The following is a 14,963-nucleotide window of genomic DNA, read 5'->3' as shown; positions in this document are numbered from 1 at the left end:
TTTTAACAGCCCTTTTATAATATAATTTTTTAGGAGAGGAGGTATTGAATGACGATTCAAAAGAGTATTCATTATTTTAAAGTCTCATTAGAAGGCATGCAGCTTTCACCTCATACACTTAAAGCTTATATGCAAGATCTTAATCAATGGCAAGAGTGTATAGAAGCTGTGAATCTTGAAGAAATTAACTTTGAAATGATTCAGGATTATTTAATTGAACTTCAAAGTCAAGATCTAAAACCTGCAAGTCTTAAACGTAAACGCGTCGTATTACATCGGTTTCTTAAATTTTGTTATGAAAAACGATTATGTGATGAACGTTTGTACGAATATATTGATCCTATTAAAATGCGTAAGACTAAAGCACCCAAAGAAATTTTAACTACAGAAGAAATAGAAGAACTCATTGATTACATAGATGGTCAAATTGGTGAAAATGAAGTACTATTAGGGAGTAGCAATCATTTTGATTATTTATATTATTGTTGGATCAGAAATAGGCTTCTTATAGGTATCTTACTTTATACAGGATGTCGTGCAACGGAAGCTGTAAGTATAAAAAAACAAGATATTAATATCCAAACCAATAGTATTTTGCTTTTAGCAAAGGGATTTAAATATAACAATATTCCTATTCATCCTCAGTTATTGGAGTTTTTAGGTGTTTATCAAATGCAGCTTAAAAAACTTGAAAATAAAGAGATTCTTTCAAACTTAGAAGCTTCTCCTTATATATTTCCAAGTCGTCAAGATAGCAATAAGCATTTAGCATCACGCTCTCTTCATGATTTAATGCTTAAACTTTCTACAGTACTTGGAAGACATATTCATGCCCATATTTTTAGACATACCTTTGCTTCTTATTGTATTGCAGCTAAAATGGATATTACAACATTATCTTCATTAATTTCCCACAGTAATCCATCTATTACACTATCTATTTATACCCATGAAATAGAAGCGAGTCAGAAACAAAATGAAATTAAAAAGTTAAATTTTGATAGACGTTAAGATGTATAAAACCCCTTGATTTAGGTTATTTTAACTAAATAAAAGGGGGTTTTTTTATGCCAACAAATGTAGATGCTCTCAAAGAAAAATATAAAGAAGGCTATCGTTGTATTCATAAAGACGATAGTAATGGATGCACGTATGTTTTAAGAGATTTTAATAAAGGTAAAATCTATGATGTGCATACTAATGATCGTATGGAAATTGGTGAGATAGATGATTTCTTAGATCAACTTAATAAAATTAAAAAACAAACGGGTCATGATTGTATTTGCACAGGTCATGAGTGTGATGATTAGAAATGAAACTAGATCTTTAAAAGTAAAAAAAGAGGCTGTTAGAAAACAGTCTCTTTTTTTATCTAAAAACGTTTTGTAATGTATTGCTTTAAAAGTGGAAGTGTACGATCGTAAGGAGGATAACGAAGAGGAAGCTCAAACTTAGAACTATAACAAATGGTTTGTGGACGTGAGAAGGTTTCAAAGCTATATTTACCATGATAAGCACCTATTCCGCTATAACCTACACCACCAAAGGGTGCTTTTGAATGGGTTAAATGCATAATGGTATCGTTAATACAACCACCACCAAAAGAAAGATTTTTCAAAAGATGATTGGTACGCAACCTATCTTCACTAAAGATATAACATGCGAGTGGTTTAGGAAAACGTTGTACAGTTTCGATAGCGGTTGAAAGTTTGTTAAAAGTAAGGACGGGGAGCACTGGTCCAAAGATTTCTTCTTGCATACATTCATCACTTAACTTTGTTGGATATAAAATAGTAGGTTCCACATAAAGATCTTCAGGATCAAAATGACCACCATAGTAGATGTTATCTTCGTTGATGCATTTTAAAATGTGTACATAATGGCCTTCATGAATGAGGCGAGAAAGATTTGCTTTATCTTTAAACATACGTTCTGTCTCAGTTTTTAAGGCCTCTAAAAATTCATCTACCACACTATCATGAACTAAAACATAATCAGGTGCGACACAAGTTTGGCCTGCATTCATAAATTTGCCCCATGCAATACGTTTAGCAGCTATTTTTAGATCCGCACTATAATCTACAATAACAGGATTTTTGCCCCCTAGTTCTAATGTAAGAGGAATGAGATGCTTTGAGGCTTGTGCCATTACTTTCTTGCCGGTAGCTGTACTGCCTGTAAAGAAAATGTAGTCTAAAGGCTGGTTTAATAGCGTTTCGCAGATAGTCGCATCACCTTCTAATGTCCATACTAAATGAGGTGGGAAAACTTCGGATAAAAGACGTTTAAGCACTCTAGAAGTATGTGGTGTGTACTCAGAAACTTTTAAGATCACACAATTCCCTGCTGCAAGTGCACCAATTAAAGGAGAAAGAGAAAGTTGAATAGGATAGTTATAAGGTGAAAAAACAGCACATAAACCAAAAGGTTTAGGGGTCACTTGTGTTGTGCCACTTAAAAGAGGGAAAGGAGCTGTATAGTTTTTTGTCTTTGCCCATTTAGGAAGTGTTTTAATGGTTTGATCAAGTTCTTGAAGGACCATATAAATTTCAGTCATATAAGTTTCATAGTATGGTTTTTTAAAATCTGCATAGAGAGCTTTAGCTAAATCTTCCTGATGAGCCATAAGATATCTTTTTAATTTTTTTAAAAAATAAAGTCTAAAATCTATAGGTAATGTTTTGCCTGTTTTAAAAAAACGATGCATATATTGAATCTGTTCAGTCATATCTTTCATTTCCTACACCTCAAATTATTTAATCATTCTATCTTTTATAGTATACTACTCATCCAATATTTATCCAATAAAATTACAAATAAAACCTTATTTTTACCTATACATTGAAATAGAAAACAGTTCTGCAAATGTTTGCTTATTATAAAGTGTCATAAATTACACATACTAAATTTGTAACTTCATCAATGAACAGGGGGATTTTAAAATGGCTAGGAAAATGGCTTTGATTTTATTTTTAAGTGTTTTTCTAAATATAATACCTTGTTATGCTGAAGAAACAAGCAAAGAACGTACAAATGATACACCTGGGACAGCTATATTTGTTATGGCTGTTCCAATGGAAGTACAAGTAGAAGAGCAAAGTAATATGCAAAATGAAGAAAAATGGCATGTACAAATTCAGTATCCTGCTATTAGTGGCTTAAAGGATAAAAAAGCTGAAAAAAAGATTAACGCCATCCTAAAGAAACATGGGACAGATTTACAAAAGAAGCTTGTTAAAGAAGCGAAACATGATTCATCTAAAAACAAATATGAACTGATTAGTCAATACACTATAAAAGAAACTAAAAGTCCATATTTTGTTATCAGTTTCTTTGACTACCAATATAAAGGCGGTGCTCATGGGCTTTCTACCTATAAGTACGTAACGTTAGATTTACAGACAAATCGTATTCTCACACTGGATCAATTGTTTAAAGATGAAGCAAATTATAAAGATAAACTTCAAGGCCTTATCCTTAAACAAATTGAAAAACGAGCGGACGCAAAAACTTTATTAAATGACGAGATTTATGGAAATCTTAAGATTCAAGATGACCAAAATTTCTACATCACACCTCATGGAGACTTAGTTCTTGTATTTAATTTAAATGAAGTTGCACCCTATACATCAGGAACTATGGAATTTAGCATTAGTGAAAAAGATTTACATTAGAGCCTAATTGTAATTATTAGGCTCTTTTATCTTATGGATACATTGAAAAATGGCAATTTTTATTGTATAATGAGTAATCATTAAAAGGGGGCAAGACCATGTCGACTTATAAGTCTACTAAAAATAAAAAGAAAAATTCTATAAGCCGTATTATTATAGGGACAATGTGTCTGTTAGGTATAGGTGGGGGATGCTTATATACGATTGAGCAATATAATGAACCTAAACTGGTTGGAACCTGGATTTCTAAGGAAACAGGAGAGGAAGTAACTTTTAACTCAGATGGAACAATGACTTTGAATGAAGTCATTGAATCGCCAACATATCAAATTCTTTCTCCAAGTAAAATGTTATATAATATAGATGAAAAGCAGTTTGAAATGTATTATAACTTAGATGGACGTATACTAAGCTGGGGACTTAATGAAAATAATATAGAAAACTTTGACCGTAAATGATTTTACATAATTAAATAATCCTAATAAAGGGGTGAAGATATGAATCAATTAGAGCTTGAAAATGTTTACGAACAAGCAAATAAAAGTGCTAAGCAATCTTGGAATGCTATGGTAAACAAAGGAGAAATTGGTTATTTACCATCATTAGATGGCGTTATGCAATCTAGTGAAATTTTGTCCGAAGTTTCTTTAGGACTTGTAGAAATTCCAATTAATAAAATTACAGGAACCTATACCCATTCAAGAAGCATTTCATTTGCTCATAATTTTATGCCACTTATGGGGATTAATACTGAGTTTGCAAATAAATGGATGAGTTTATATCGTGCGCATGTTAATGAAGGTATTCGTGACCCTATTAAAGTATATGAATATTTAAATAGATTTTTTGTTGTAGAAGGTAATAAACGAGTAAGTGTACTCAAATATGTGGGTGCCACGTCTTTTAATGCTTATGTTACACGTTTAGTACCTAAAAGGGATCCAGGTAATAAAGTCAATACCATTTATTATGAGTTCTTAGATTTTTATAAAAATACTCATATTAATATCATCTGGTTTACACAACCAGGACGTTTTAAAGAATTAAATGAATTTATTAATCAGTATAAATGGAGTAAAAATGTATTTGACTCTAAAGAAAAGCAATTTATAGCAGAGATTTATCGACCATTTAGAAATATCTATCTTAAAGAAGGTGGCGCAAGACTTAAAATTACCACAGGTGATGCACTTCTAAACTTCCTTAAGATCTATGGCTTACCAGAAGAAATTACTGCAAATGAGCATAAAGAATATATTCAGAAGTTAATCGCTGAATTAGAAGCGATTGAACAAGATGAGGCTAATGTTAAAACAGACTCTTTAGAAGTGCCTAAGAAAAAAGGTATGTTGAGTTCTATAACAGATCGCTTAAGCTTTAGACGTACTTTGAAAATTGCTTTTGTTTATGCAAAAGCACCAGAAACTTCTGGTTGGGCCTATAGCCATGAACTAGGACGTTTACACATTAATAATATCTTCAAGGATCAAATTCAAACAACAAAGATTATTAATGTTCCTGAAAGTGCAGAAGCTTATGAAGTATTTGAGCAACTGGCCAAAGAAAAATATGATATTATTTTTACGACCAGCCCAACTTTTGTTGCACCTGCTTTAAAGGCAGCCATGCAGTATCCAGAGGTTAAATTCTTCAACTGTGCCGGAACACATTCTTATAAATCTTTAACGCTCTATTTTGGACGTATTCACGAGCCACGATATATTTTGGGGATGATAGCAGGTGCAATGACAAAGACTAATATTATTGGATATGTAGCACCTTATCCTATTTCAGAAGTGGTTTCTAGTATTAATGCTTTCACTCTTGGTGTACGCGCAGTAAATCCTTATGCCAAAGTTAAAGCGATGTGGACATATAGATGGGATAATCCAGAGCAAGGTAAAGATGTTGCAAAACATTTAATAGAAGCAGGGGTAGATATTATTTCAAATGAAGATCTACCGGTACCAGGTGATATGTCAAAAGAATATGGTGTTTATGCAATAGGCAAAGATGAACAGGATAAAAAACATTATGCAATGGCTATTTGGAACTGGGGTGTATTTTATGAAAGTGTTATCCGTAATATTTTAACAGGTACTTGGAAAACACTTGCTGATATCTCAGCTGGAGACCAACCAATGAATTTCTGGTTAGGGATGAATACAGGTATTGTAGATGTGCTTTATTCAAATCGTAATATTAATCAGCCAATGAAATCATTAGTAGAAGGCGTTAAAACTGCTATTATAAGAAATGAATTTAATCCATTTATAGGACCTATTTATGATCAAAATAAAGTGCTTCGTGTGAAAACAGGTCAAGTATGTGACTATGAAGATATTATTAACATGGATTGGCTTGTGGATGGGGTAGAAGGAGAACTTCCTAATACTGAAGATCTAAAACCAACAGATCCATTTAGTTATATGAAAAATATTGTACACAATGAAGGATAGATATTGAAAATAAAAAAGCAAGTACATTTAAATGTACTTGCTTTTTTATTTATTCAGGATTCGGATAATCAAGAATGTAATAAGAAAAACCATTAATAACTTGTGTTTCATTTACGATAAGCTGACGTTTATTTTTAGCTCCGTAATTCAGATGTTGGTGACCATGTAAATGATACTTTGGTGAAAGTTTCTCATAAACATCATGAAAGCAGGCAAAACCTTTGTGAGCCCAATCATCGCCATCCCCTATGCCTAATGAAGGTGAGTGAGTTACAAGTATATCTAAACCACCTTTTTTTTGACAAGCCTTCATAAGTTTTTTGGTGCGTTTTTGCATAACCTTTTCAGTATATTGGAAAGGGCCACCAGAGTATTCGATACAACCGCCGAGACCGGCTATTTTTATATTTTTATAGATAAAGACTTGGTCATCAATGCTAATACAACCTTCAGGTTCTTGATCTAAATACCTTACATCATGATTACCTGGAACATATAAAAGTGGTGCCGGTATCATTGTTACAAGGAAAGAAAGATAAGATGCCTTTAAATCGCCACAAGAAATAATCAGTTCAATGTCTTTAAACTTTTCTTTATCAAAAAAATCCCAAATATATGTACTTTCTACATCTGAAACAATTAGTATTTTCATAGTCTTCATCCTTTGCCGTAAGTGTGCTTCTTCATTATACACTAAACATAATGAATTTTGAACAAGATTTTTACAATTTATAGGTTGACAGCGAAAGTATTAATTGGTAATATAAACAAGTGCTTACGAAATAAGCATGGACAACTTAATCAAATAACCATTAAACCAGTCGATTCAAAATGAATCTTAAAGATTCGAGTCAGTACTACTTAACAGTACAAAATGTCAGATGACAAACTTTTTAATTGAGAGTTTGATCCTGGCTCAGGATGAACGCTGGCGGCGTGCTTAACACATGCAAGTCGAACGGACTGCGAGGAGCTTGCTCCTCAAAGTTAGTGGCGGACGGGTGAGTAACGCGTGGGTAACCTGCCCTATGCAGGGGGATAACGTTTGGAAACGAACGCTAATACCGCATAACNCGGTCAGAATGGTCAAGACGGTCAGAATGGAGCAGATGGTCAGAACGGCCAAGATGGTCAGAATGGAGCAGATGGTCAGAACGGCCAAGACGGTCAGAATGGTCAAGATGGTCAGAATGGTCAAGATGGTCAGAATGGTCAAGATGGTCAGAACGGTCAAGATGGTCAGAACGGTCAAGATGGTCAGAATGGTCAAGATGGTCAGAACGGTCAAGATGGTCAGAATGGAGCAGATGGTCAAGGCGGTCAGAATGGTCAAGATGGCAAAGACGGAAAAGACGGAAAAGATGGGACAGATGGAGCACCAGGAGCACCAGGCGCACCAGGTGTTTCAGGTCCTTCAGGAGCACCAGGAGCACCAGGCGCACCAGGTGTTTCAGGTCCTTCAGGAGCACCAGGAGCACCAGGTGCAGCCGGTCCAGCCGGTCCAGCCGGTGCAGCCGGTCCAGCCGGTCCAGCCGGTCCAGCCGGTGTTGCCGGTCCAGTTGGCCCTCCCGGTCCAGTTGGCCCCCCAGGTAGAGATGGTAGAGATGGTAGAGACGGTTGCTGTTGTTGTCAACAGCCGATAACCGGACCAGTCGGTCCAATCGGTCCAGTCGGTCCAATCGGTCCAATCGGTCCAGCTGGTCCAGCTGGTGTCGCTGGCCCTACTGGCCCAGCCGGTCCTGCTGCTCCATGTATTTGTCCTTGTGAAATTACTCTAAATAAGGTAGTAGCTTACCTTAAAGGATTAAAACAACCGAAGCCTGCAAATATTATTGTTAACTCTTTTAATTATCCAGATCTTCCTACTGCAGGAGGACTTCCTATTGATGATAATCTAGATGGTATGTTATCTTTTGTTGGTAGTGATTTATATTTCCCAATATGCAATATTGATGCAATAAAAGTCTATTTTGAAAAACAAGAGGATCTTAACAATTTTATTACAAGTATTCAAACTATTTTGAATTATACGCTTTGCTGCCAAAAAACGTGTGAAGCTACAGTAGATCTTGATAATAATGGTGAGCCTATTATTAAAGATCCCCTTTCTCCTTGTAGTTATGAATATTATGCATCTTGTAAATGTGCAACTGGTAAGAGTATTAGTTGTAGTGCATGTATTAGTGATAATGCCAGCTGTTGTGATTGTGTAGCTCAGCATATTGACCTTTGTCAATTTAACAACTGCCCATCAGAAAGGTTAAGAAAGTTCTTTTTAAAACAGCAATTCCTTTTAAACCAAGTAGGTACTATTTCTACTAATATGGTTGACATTCTTCCAAGCAGTCCGCTCAAAAATATTGCAGCTTCAGGACTTTCTACTGTAGTATTAACCTATCAGGAGTCGAAGACTAATAAGTATGTAGCTGCGATTGTTTGTTTAAAAAATGTAACAGCTGTAGAATTTACTAGAAGCTAAAAGAAAAGATGAATATTTTATGAGGTAAAGTTTAAAAATGGTTGTCTTTATGCAAGCTTCTTAGTCATTGAAATAATTTAGGAACTTAAAGAAAAGGTATATCAAGAATTTATTTGATATACCTTTTTGTATAGAAGTGAGTTGTGCAAATTAGAAAGCAGGTATATGCTAAAAAGAGATATAGAAATAAAAAGGAGATTAACCATGTACAATATCTATTTATTTGATTTTGATTATACGTTAGCAGACTCAGAGAGAGGTATCGTAATGTGCTTTAGACATGTTTTAGATACCCATAGTATTGAAGATATAACAGATGAGGCCATTAAACGTACAATAGGTTTGACACTTAAAGACGGATTTAAAGTATTAGTGCAGTCCAATGATGAAGACTTACTTAATCAGTATGAAAAGGAATACATAGTTAAAGCAGATGAAGTAATGACAGCGCATACAACACTTTATAAAGAAACAATTCCAATGCTTAGACGCTTGAAAGAAGCAGGGCACAAAGTAGGGATTATCTCAACTAAATATCGTTATAGAATAGAAGATACTTTAAAAGTATATGAAGTAAGTCATTTAGTAGATTTAATTATTGGAAGAGAAGATGTACAAGAAGCTAAACCAAGCCCGGAGGGTATTCTTAAAGCAGCTGAATATTTCCAAGCAAACAGTAGTGAAATCCTTTATGTGGGAGATAGTTATATTGATGCACAGGCTGGACAAAATGCAGGTGTAGCATTTGCAGGTGTAACAACAGGGACAACAACTAAAGAAGATTTTAAAGCATATCCACATATTAAGATTATGGAAAGTTTAGATGAAGTAGAGGGATAATGTAATAAAAAATAAAATATAGCTTAAGATAGGTACTTCAATCATGGAGTGCCTTTTTTTAGAGCTAAACAGGGACAGGTAACTCTTGTAAAAAATTATATATAATCTATAATTAGTAATTAGTGTAAAAATTTTTATAAAAACTTAAACTAAACAAGATCATGCAAACTACATGGGGGATTGAAAAATGCAGTCAAATGTAATGTTAATGACAGAAGGTTCTATTTATAAAAAAATAATAACCTTCGCAGTTCCTATCTTTTTGGGAAACTTATTTCAGCAGTTATACAATATTGTGGACTCACTTATTGTAGGAAACTTTTTAGGGAAGGAGTCTCTTGCTGCGATTAGCTCCACGGGCTCATTGATTTTTTTACTAGTAGGATTAGTTGGAGGTGTATTCTCAGGGGCAGGGGTTGCAATTTCACGCTATTTTGGGGCAGACGATAAAAAGAATGTAGAAAGAGCAATTCATACAGCTGTTTGTTTTGCCTTAATTTCAGGAATTGGACTTACTATTATAGGATCTATCCTAGCACCACAAATTCTAAAACTTATGGGGACACCAGCATCAGTATTTGAAAATGCTGTGACCTATGTACGTATTTATTTTGCTGGGATTATAACTATTGTAATGTATAATGCTGCTAGTGGGATATTCCAAGCAGTAGGAGATAGTAAGAGACCTTTATATTTTCTTATTGTTTCTTCTATTACTAATGTGGTATTAGACTTATTATTTGTTGTTGTCTTCAAAATGGGTATAGGCGGAGCAGCTTTAGCAACTGTTATTGCACAAGCTGTAAGTGCAATTTTAGCTTTCCGTCATTTAATGCGCACCAATGAGGTGTACCAAATAAGCTTTAAGAAGCTTGCTGTACATATGGATATGCTTAAACAGATTTTACAGTTTGGTATTCCATCTGGTGTGCAAAATTCAGTTATTGCACTAGCTAATATCGTTGTACAGTCTAATATAAATGCTTTTGATGCAGTAGCAGTAGCAGGGTGTGGTTCTTACTCTAAGATAGAGGGTTTTGTATTTATTCCAATTACAAGCTTTACTATGTCTATGACCGTATTTATAGGACAGAACTTAGGAGCAGGAAAATATGAACGTGCTAAAAAAGGGACACATTTTGGAATTCTTACATCTATGCTATTAGCAGAAACCATCGGTATACTTTTCTTTATAGCAGCACCGCAGTTAATTAGCCTATTTAATAGAGATCCGGAAGTTATTGCTTATGGTACATTACAAGCAAGAACTATTGCTCTTTTCTTCTTCTTACTTGCCTTTTCACATTGTATTGCAGGTATTTTAAGAGGTGCTGGAAAGTCTATTGTACCAATGCTTGTTATGCTTACATGTTGGTGTGTGATAAGGGTTATCTATGTAACAGTAGCTACTCACTTTATCAATGATATTCAAGTAATATTCTGGGCATATCCATTAACATGGTCGTTAAGCTCATTATTCTTCTTGGTTTATTACTTAAAAGGGAATTGGATGTATGGCTTTAAAGGAAAAGAAGCTACAAGTAATGAAGAAATTGTAGCATAGTAAAAAGACATAATAAAAAATTGTTATATAGTTAATGTTAGATTAAGAGGAGCTTAGATAAGCTCCTCTATTTGTTTATCCACCTAGTGTGATATCTTGTCCATTGTACCAGTTAAGGGCTGCTAAAAAGTGATCTTCATTAAAGTCAGGCCACATATCATCTAAGCAAAAGATATCAGCATAGACCGATTGAACGGGTAGGAGGCCTGAAAGGCGAGAGCGCCCACCGAGGCGGATGACTAAGTCTATACGAGAAATGTCTTTGGAACGAAGGGAATCATAAATACTTTTTCGATTCTTAGTATCAGTATGCATAGCCCCAAGATCCCATTCCCATCCGTAATTGACAAGAAAGTTAGCTTTAATATCACCGCTGTCTGGATTAGTACGGGTGGTATATGGAAGTAGTTCTGATGGAAAACAGTCTGATTCCGTATTTCCTACAACAAGTAGGGAGACATTTTTATCTTCAATAAGTTTTACAGCTTCAACACAAGCTTTAGAGAAAGCCTCAACTTGTGTTTTAGGACGTTTGCAATTATCAGTTGTAAAACCATAGTAAGTAACTTCTTCAACTCCATACTTTCTGCAGAGTTTAAGAAAGAGAAGTCCAGGGTCTAACCCGTGGTTATAGCCCTCATGTTTCTCAAGACCTGCGGATTTTGCCCAGCGTCTATTGCCATCTGGGATAACAGCTATATGTTTTGGAATGCGCATCGGCATACACCTCCTTATCTTATAGAGTTTTAACCACATTAAAAATAATATACATAGGTTATTGCAATGAAGGGCTTAAAAATTATACACTACGGAAGTATTTATACAGACAAAAAGGACTTTGGAGGAAACAAATGAAAAATAAGTGGAGTATGTTTGGTATACTGTTTTTCTGTGCGATAACAGTTGCCATTAGCCAGCTTAAGGTACCACCAATTATGGGGATGATTAGTGACAGTATGAATATCTCTCTATCACAAGCATCATGGTTGATGTCTATCTTTACGGTTGCAGGTATTATATTAGCAATACCGAGTGCGACCATTATGAATAAGTTAGGGCCTAAAAAGTTATTATTATCATTAATGATGTCTTTGTTGATAGGGAATGTACTAGGGGGATTAACCAATCATTATAGTGTGCTTTTAATAAGCCGTGCTATAGAAAGTATTGCATTTGCAATGATTATCCTAGTAGGGGTTGCAATGATTAAAGGGTGGTTTGGTGAAAAAGCAGGATCAGCTATGGGAATGTTTAATACATTTGCAGCACTTGGATCATTTGTAATGATGAATGTAGGATTAAGCATTACAAGTAGCTTAGGTTTAAAAAGTTTATGGTTTATTACAGCTGGGATGAGTGTGATTTGCTTTATACTTGTTTGGTGCTTTATTCAGGTGCCAGAAGAAGAACATGAAGATAATAAACAGGAAAAACCTTCGTTAATAGAAGCAATGAAAAACAGTAGATTATGGAGTGTAGCACTTGCAAGAGGATGTGTAGCATTTGTATTATTCACATTTGTTACGACTTACCCTCAGCTGTTTATGGGATTCTATGGATTGGATGCTGGAACAGCTAATTTCTATGCAGGACTTAATGGACTATTTGGTATACCATGTTGTATTTTATGTGGGATTATTGTGGACAAAACAGGTAAGCCATTATTGACTGCATTATTAGGTTTTATAGGTTTGATAGGAACAAGCTATATGGCAACTATATTAGGACCATCGACTTATATTTTACATACCCTTTTAGTAGCTATATTTGGAGGATTTACCATAACAGCATTATTCTGTATCGCACCTGCCATAGCTAAAAAGCCAAGTTTAATTGGTTATACTGTTGCGATTATGAATCTGTTTTATTATATAGGTGTATTTGCTTGTGGGCCTGTAATATTAGGGACTGCAGAACAGGCAAGCTGGCAAGTTGCAACTTATATTCTTATGGGAATTAGTTTGGTAGGTGTCTTACTTGTATTAGGTCTAATGATCTCACCAAAAAAGAAAAGTCATTAGATAATTAGATAGGTATAAAAAGGAGCTGTCACATTATAATGTAGCAGCTCCTTTTATGTTATTTACGTTCTTCGAGATTATTTTTTTCTTTAACACGGCTAGATGAGATTAGTTTTTTACAGTGATTACAAAAATAATTGCTTGCACCACAAGCATTAACTTCTTCTACTTCTTTTTGATTACAATCTGGGCAAATAAGCTTTTCTTTCATCGTTAAAATCCTCCTAGTCATTAAATAGAAATTAGATAAATGTACCCTAGTTATAGTATATGACTTAATAAAAAGGTTAATCAACTAGGAAAAAATAAAAGAATAATTATTGTGAGAAAAATATATAAGATTAAAATTTAAAAGAAGTATAAGCCTTATGCTTGCAATTTATAGTATAGGGGCGTATAATAAGCTCATAAAATTAAATAAAGAAGCTAACTTAATTCTTCAGGGCAGGGTGAAATTCCCGACCGGCGGTGACAGTCCGCGACTACATTAGAAGTAATGTATTGATTTGGTGAAATTCCAAAACCGACAGTAAAGTCTGGATGGTAGAAGAGTTGCATGTAAGCATATCTAATAGAGAGTATTATTTCTTATATAGAAATATTTCATAAAGTATGCAATGATTATACAAAAAACGGCAACCCTAAGAATGAATGGGTTGCTTTTTTATATTCAGGAGGATGCTTTATGCAAAAAAAATCATTTAATACACAAGTGCTTATCAAGGTTGCACTTTTAAGTGCTATAGCTTTTATCTTAATGAGAGTATTTAAATTCCCATTACCTGCTTTTCCAACATTTTTAGAAATCGACTTTAGTGAGTTACCTGCTATTGTAGGAAGTATCGTTGTAGGACCATTTGTAGGACTTGGCGTAACGGTTATCAAAAATGCATTAGCATTCTTTAACTCTTATACAGGTGGTGTAGGTGAACTTGCTAACCTATTAGTAAGCCTTGGTTATTTATTACCATTAGCATTTATGTTAAGAAAAAATAAAAGCTTTAAAACAATAGTAATTGGTTTAGGGTTAGGTACAGTTGCAATGGCAATCGTAGGTGCATTTGCAAACTACTTCATTCTTATTCCATTATACGGATTAGAAGTTGAAAAATTACCATTCGTATTAACTGTAATTATCCCATTTAACTTAATTAAAGGTGTGATTGTTTCTATAGTAAGTGCTGTTATTATTAAAGCAATGCAACCAGCACTTAGATACTTATCACTCAAAAAATCTAATTAATAAATTATAAAACAAAGCAAATAAAAATGGCACTTAGCAATAAGCTAAGTGCCATTTTTTGTCTATGAGGTTAAGGGAGAGGAATAAGTGAAAGCAAAATTGTATGTTGTTGATGTAAACTTAGTATGTGCCGTAGTTTTTAAAATATGCATAAAATAAATGTCATTCAGTTATACTTTGAATACATAAAAGGGCGTAAAGAGTTGAAAGTTATAGCAAACAGTATTAAAATAATGCTTAATGACATAAAGAAAGGAAACCCCTATGGAATGGATTAGTTTATCAGAAGAAGAAACTTTTAATAGAGGTTATGAAATCGCCAAGAATGCCAAGAAAGGGGATATTTATTGCCTCATTGGGGATTTAGGTGTGGGTAAAACTGTTTTTTCAAAAGGTTTTGCAACTGGACTTGGGATTACAGAACATATTACAAGCCCAACATTTACAATTGTACAAGAATATGAAGGCGAAATGCCATTATATCATTTTGATATGTATCGTATTGAAGATCCAGATGAGTTAGAGATGATTGGATACGAAGATTATTTCTTTGGAGAAGGTGTATGCTTAGTAGAATGGGCAAACAATGTACCAGATGCTATCCCAGATACAGCAAAATGGATTACAATAGAGAAAGACTTAGAACAAGGTTTTGATTATAGAAAAATTACAATGAAGTAGGT

Annotated in this window: 16 protein-coding genes and 1 riboswitch; of the genes, 12 read left to right on the top strand and 4 right to left on the bottom strand. The window is 34.3% G+C overall.

All coding sequences use genetic code 11. The annotated features are described in order from the left end of the window. Window positions 1–48 precede the first annotated feature (48 nt). Together BN2390_RS14055 and BN2390_RS14050 are read left to right on the top strand one after the other, a co-directional pair. Complete coding sequence (locus tag BN2390_RS14055) at window positions 49–1,011, top strand: tyrosine-type recombinase/integrase (protein WP_053984956.1); 963 nt, start codon at window positions 49–51, stop codon at window positions 1,009–1,011. A gap of 56 nt (window positions 1,012–1,067) precedes the next feature. After that, a complete protein-coding gene (locus BN2390_RS14050; RefSeq protein ID WP_053984955.1) occupies window positions 1,068–1,310 on the top strand; it encodes a hypothetical protein in 243 nt (80 codons plus the stop codon). A 62-nt stretch (window positions 1,311–1,372) separates the two neighbouring features. On the opposite strand, the gene BN2390_RS14045 is transcribed toward BN2390_RS14050, so the two are convergent. After that, the gene (locus tag BN2390_RS14045; RefSeq protein ID WP_053984954.1) at window positions 1,373–2,737 is read right to left on the bottom strand and encodes an aldehyde dehydrogenase family protein; all 1,365 of its coding nucleotides are present in this window, start codon (window positions 2,735–2,737) and stop codon (window positions 1,373–1,375) included. Window positions 2,738–2,942: 205 nt separating this feature from the next. Here BN2390_RS14045 and BN2390_RS14040 point away from each other — a divergent pair, with 205 nt between their 5' ends. The 3 genes from BN2390_RS14040 (at window position 2,943) to BN2390_RS14030 (ending at window position 6,133) form a co-directional block, all read left to right on the top strand. Continuing rightward, a complete protein-coding gene (locus BN2390_RS14040; protein ID WP_053984953.1) occupies window positions 2,943–3,674 on the top strand; it encodes a DUF3298 and DUF4163 domain-containing protein in 732 nt (243 codons plus the stop codon). A 98-nt stretch (window positions 3,675–3,772) separates the two neighbouring features. Next, window positions 3,773–4,132, top strand: coding sequence for a hypothetical protein (locus BN2390_RS14035; RefSeq protein ID WP_053984952.1), 360 nt, complete (start codon window positions 3,773–3,775; stop codon window positions 4,130–4,132). Window positions 4,133–4,171: 39 nt separating this feature from the next. Further along, window positions 4,172–6,133, top strand: coding sequence for a BMP family ABC transporter substrate-binding protein (locus tag BN2390_RS14030; RefSeq protein WP_053984951.1), 1,962 nt, complete (start codon window positions 4,172–4,174; stop codon window positions 6,131–6,133). A 49-nt stretch (window positions 6,134–6,182) separates the two neighbouring features. Here BN2390_RS14030 and BN2390_RS14025 read toward each other — a convergent pair whose 3' ends face one another. Then, entirely contained in the window at window positions 6,183–6,785 is a 603-nt protein-coding gene (locus tag BN2390_RS14025) for a metallophosphoesterase family protein (RefSeq protein WP_053984950.1), read from the bottom strand. Between the two features lie 430 nt (window positions 6,786–7,215). Here BN2390_RS14025 and BN2390_RS22285 point away from each other — a divergent pair, with 430 nt between their 5' ends. From BN2390_RS22285 to BN2390_RS14005, 4 genes are all read left to right on the top strand, one after another. Beyond that, complete coding sequence (locus tag BN2390_RS22285) at window positions 7,216–7,776, top strand: hypothetical protein (protein ID WP_278308271.1); 561 nt, start codon at window positions 7,216–7,218, stop codon at window positions 7,774–7,776. Window positions 7,777–8,036: 260 nt separating this feature from the next. Beyond that, window positions 8,037–8,612, top strand: a complete 576-nt coding sequence (locus BN2390_RS21950) for a hypothetical protein (RefSeq protein WP_053984948.1) — start codon at window positions 8,037–8,039, stop codon at window positions 8,610–8,612. 204 nt (window positions 8,613–8,816) lie between these two features. Further along, window positions 8,817–9,452 (top strand): HAD family hydrolase, encoded by a 636-nt coding sequence (locus BN2390_RS14010; RefSeq protein WP_053984947.1) that lies wholly within the window; start codon window positions 8,817–8,819, stop codon window positions 9,450–9,452. Window positions 9,453–9,639: 187 nt separating this feature from the next. Continuing rightward, window positions 9,640–11,016, top strand: coding sequence for an MATE family efflux transporter (locus BN2390_RS14005; RefSeq protein ID WP_053984946.1), 1,377 nt, complete (start codon window positions 9,640–9,642; stop codon window positions 11,014–11,016). Between the two features lie 75 nt (window positions 11,017–11,091). On the opposite strand, the gene uppS is transcribed toward BN2390_RS14005, so the two are convergent. Beyond that, window positions 11,092–11,733 carry a polyprenyl diphosphate synthase gene (gene uppS, locus BN2390_RS14000; RefSeq protein ID WP_053984945.1) on the bottom strand — a complete coding sequence of 214 codons (642 nt, stop codon included), beginning with the start codon at window positions 11,731–11,733 and terminating at the stop codon, window positions 11,092–11,094. 134 nt (window positions 11,734–11,867) lie between these two features. On the opposite strand from uppS, the gene BN2390_RS13995 reads away from it, so the two are divergent. Continuing rightward, window positions 11,868–13,037: an MFS transporter gene (locus BN2390_RS13995; protein WP_053984944.1), complete on the top strand. Its 1,170-nt coding sequence runs from the start codon at window positions 11,868–11,870 to the stop codon at window positions 13,035–13,037. A 58-nt stretch (window positions 13,038–13,095) separates the two neighbouring features. Here the strand turns inward: BN2390_RS13995 and BN2390_RS21430 are convergent, their stop codons facing one another. Then, window positions 13,096–13,248: a YfgJ family double zinc ribbon protein gene (locus tag BN2390_RS21430; protein WP_082238793.1), complete on the bottom strand. Its 153-nt coding sequence runs from the start codon at window positions 13,246–13,248 to the stop codon at window positions 13,096–13,098. A gap of 220 nt (window positions 13,249–13,468) precedes the next feature. Further along, window positions 13,469–13,593: riboswitch (FMN riboswitch) on the top strand. 129 nt (window positions 13,594–13,722) lie between these two features. Here BN2390_RS21430 and BN2390_RS13990 point away from each other — a divergent pair. Both BN2390_RS13990 and tsaE read left to right on the top strand, forming a co-directional pair. Continuing rightward, the gene (locus BN2390_RS13990; RefSeq protein ID WP_053984943.1) at window positions 13,723–14,280 is read left to right on the top strand and encodes an ECF transporter S component; all 558 of its coding nucleotides are present in this window, start codon (window positions 13,723–13,725) and stop codon (window positions 14,278–14,280) included. A 264-nt stretch (window positions 14,281–14,544) separates the two neighbouring features. Next, window positions 14,545–14,961, top strand: a complete 417-nt coding sequence (gene tsaE, locus BN2390_RS13985) for a tRNA (adenosine(37)-N6)-threonylcarbamoyltransferase complex ATPase subunit type 1 TsaE (RefSeq protein WP_053984942.1) — start codon at window positions 14,545–14,547, stop codon at window positions 14,959–14,961. Window positions 14,962–14,963 lie beyond the last annotated feature (2 nt).

The organism is Niameybacter massiliensis, from assembly GCF_001282685.1.
Classification (GTDB): Bacteria; Bacillota; Clostridia; order Lachnospirales; family Cellulosilyticaceae; genus Holtiella; species Holtiella tumoricola.
The sequence above is the reverse complement of the archived record's forward strand: the minus strand, read 5'-3'. Positions and strand labels throughout refer to the sequence as shown.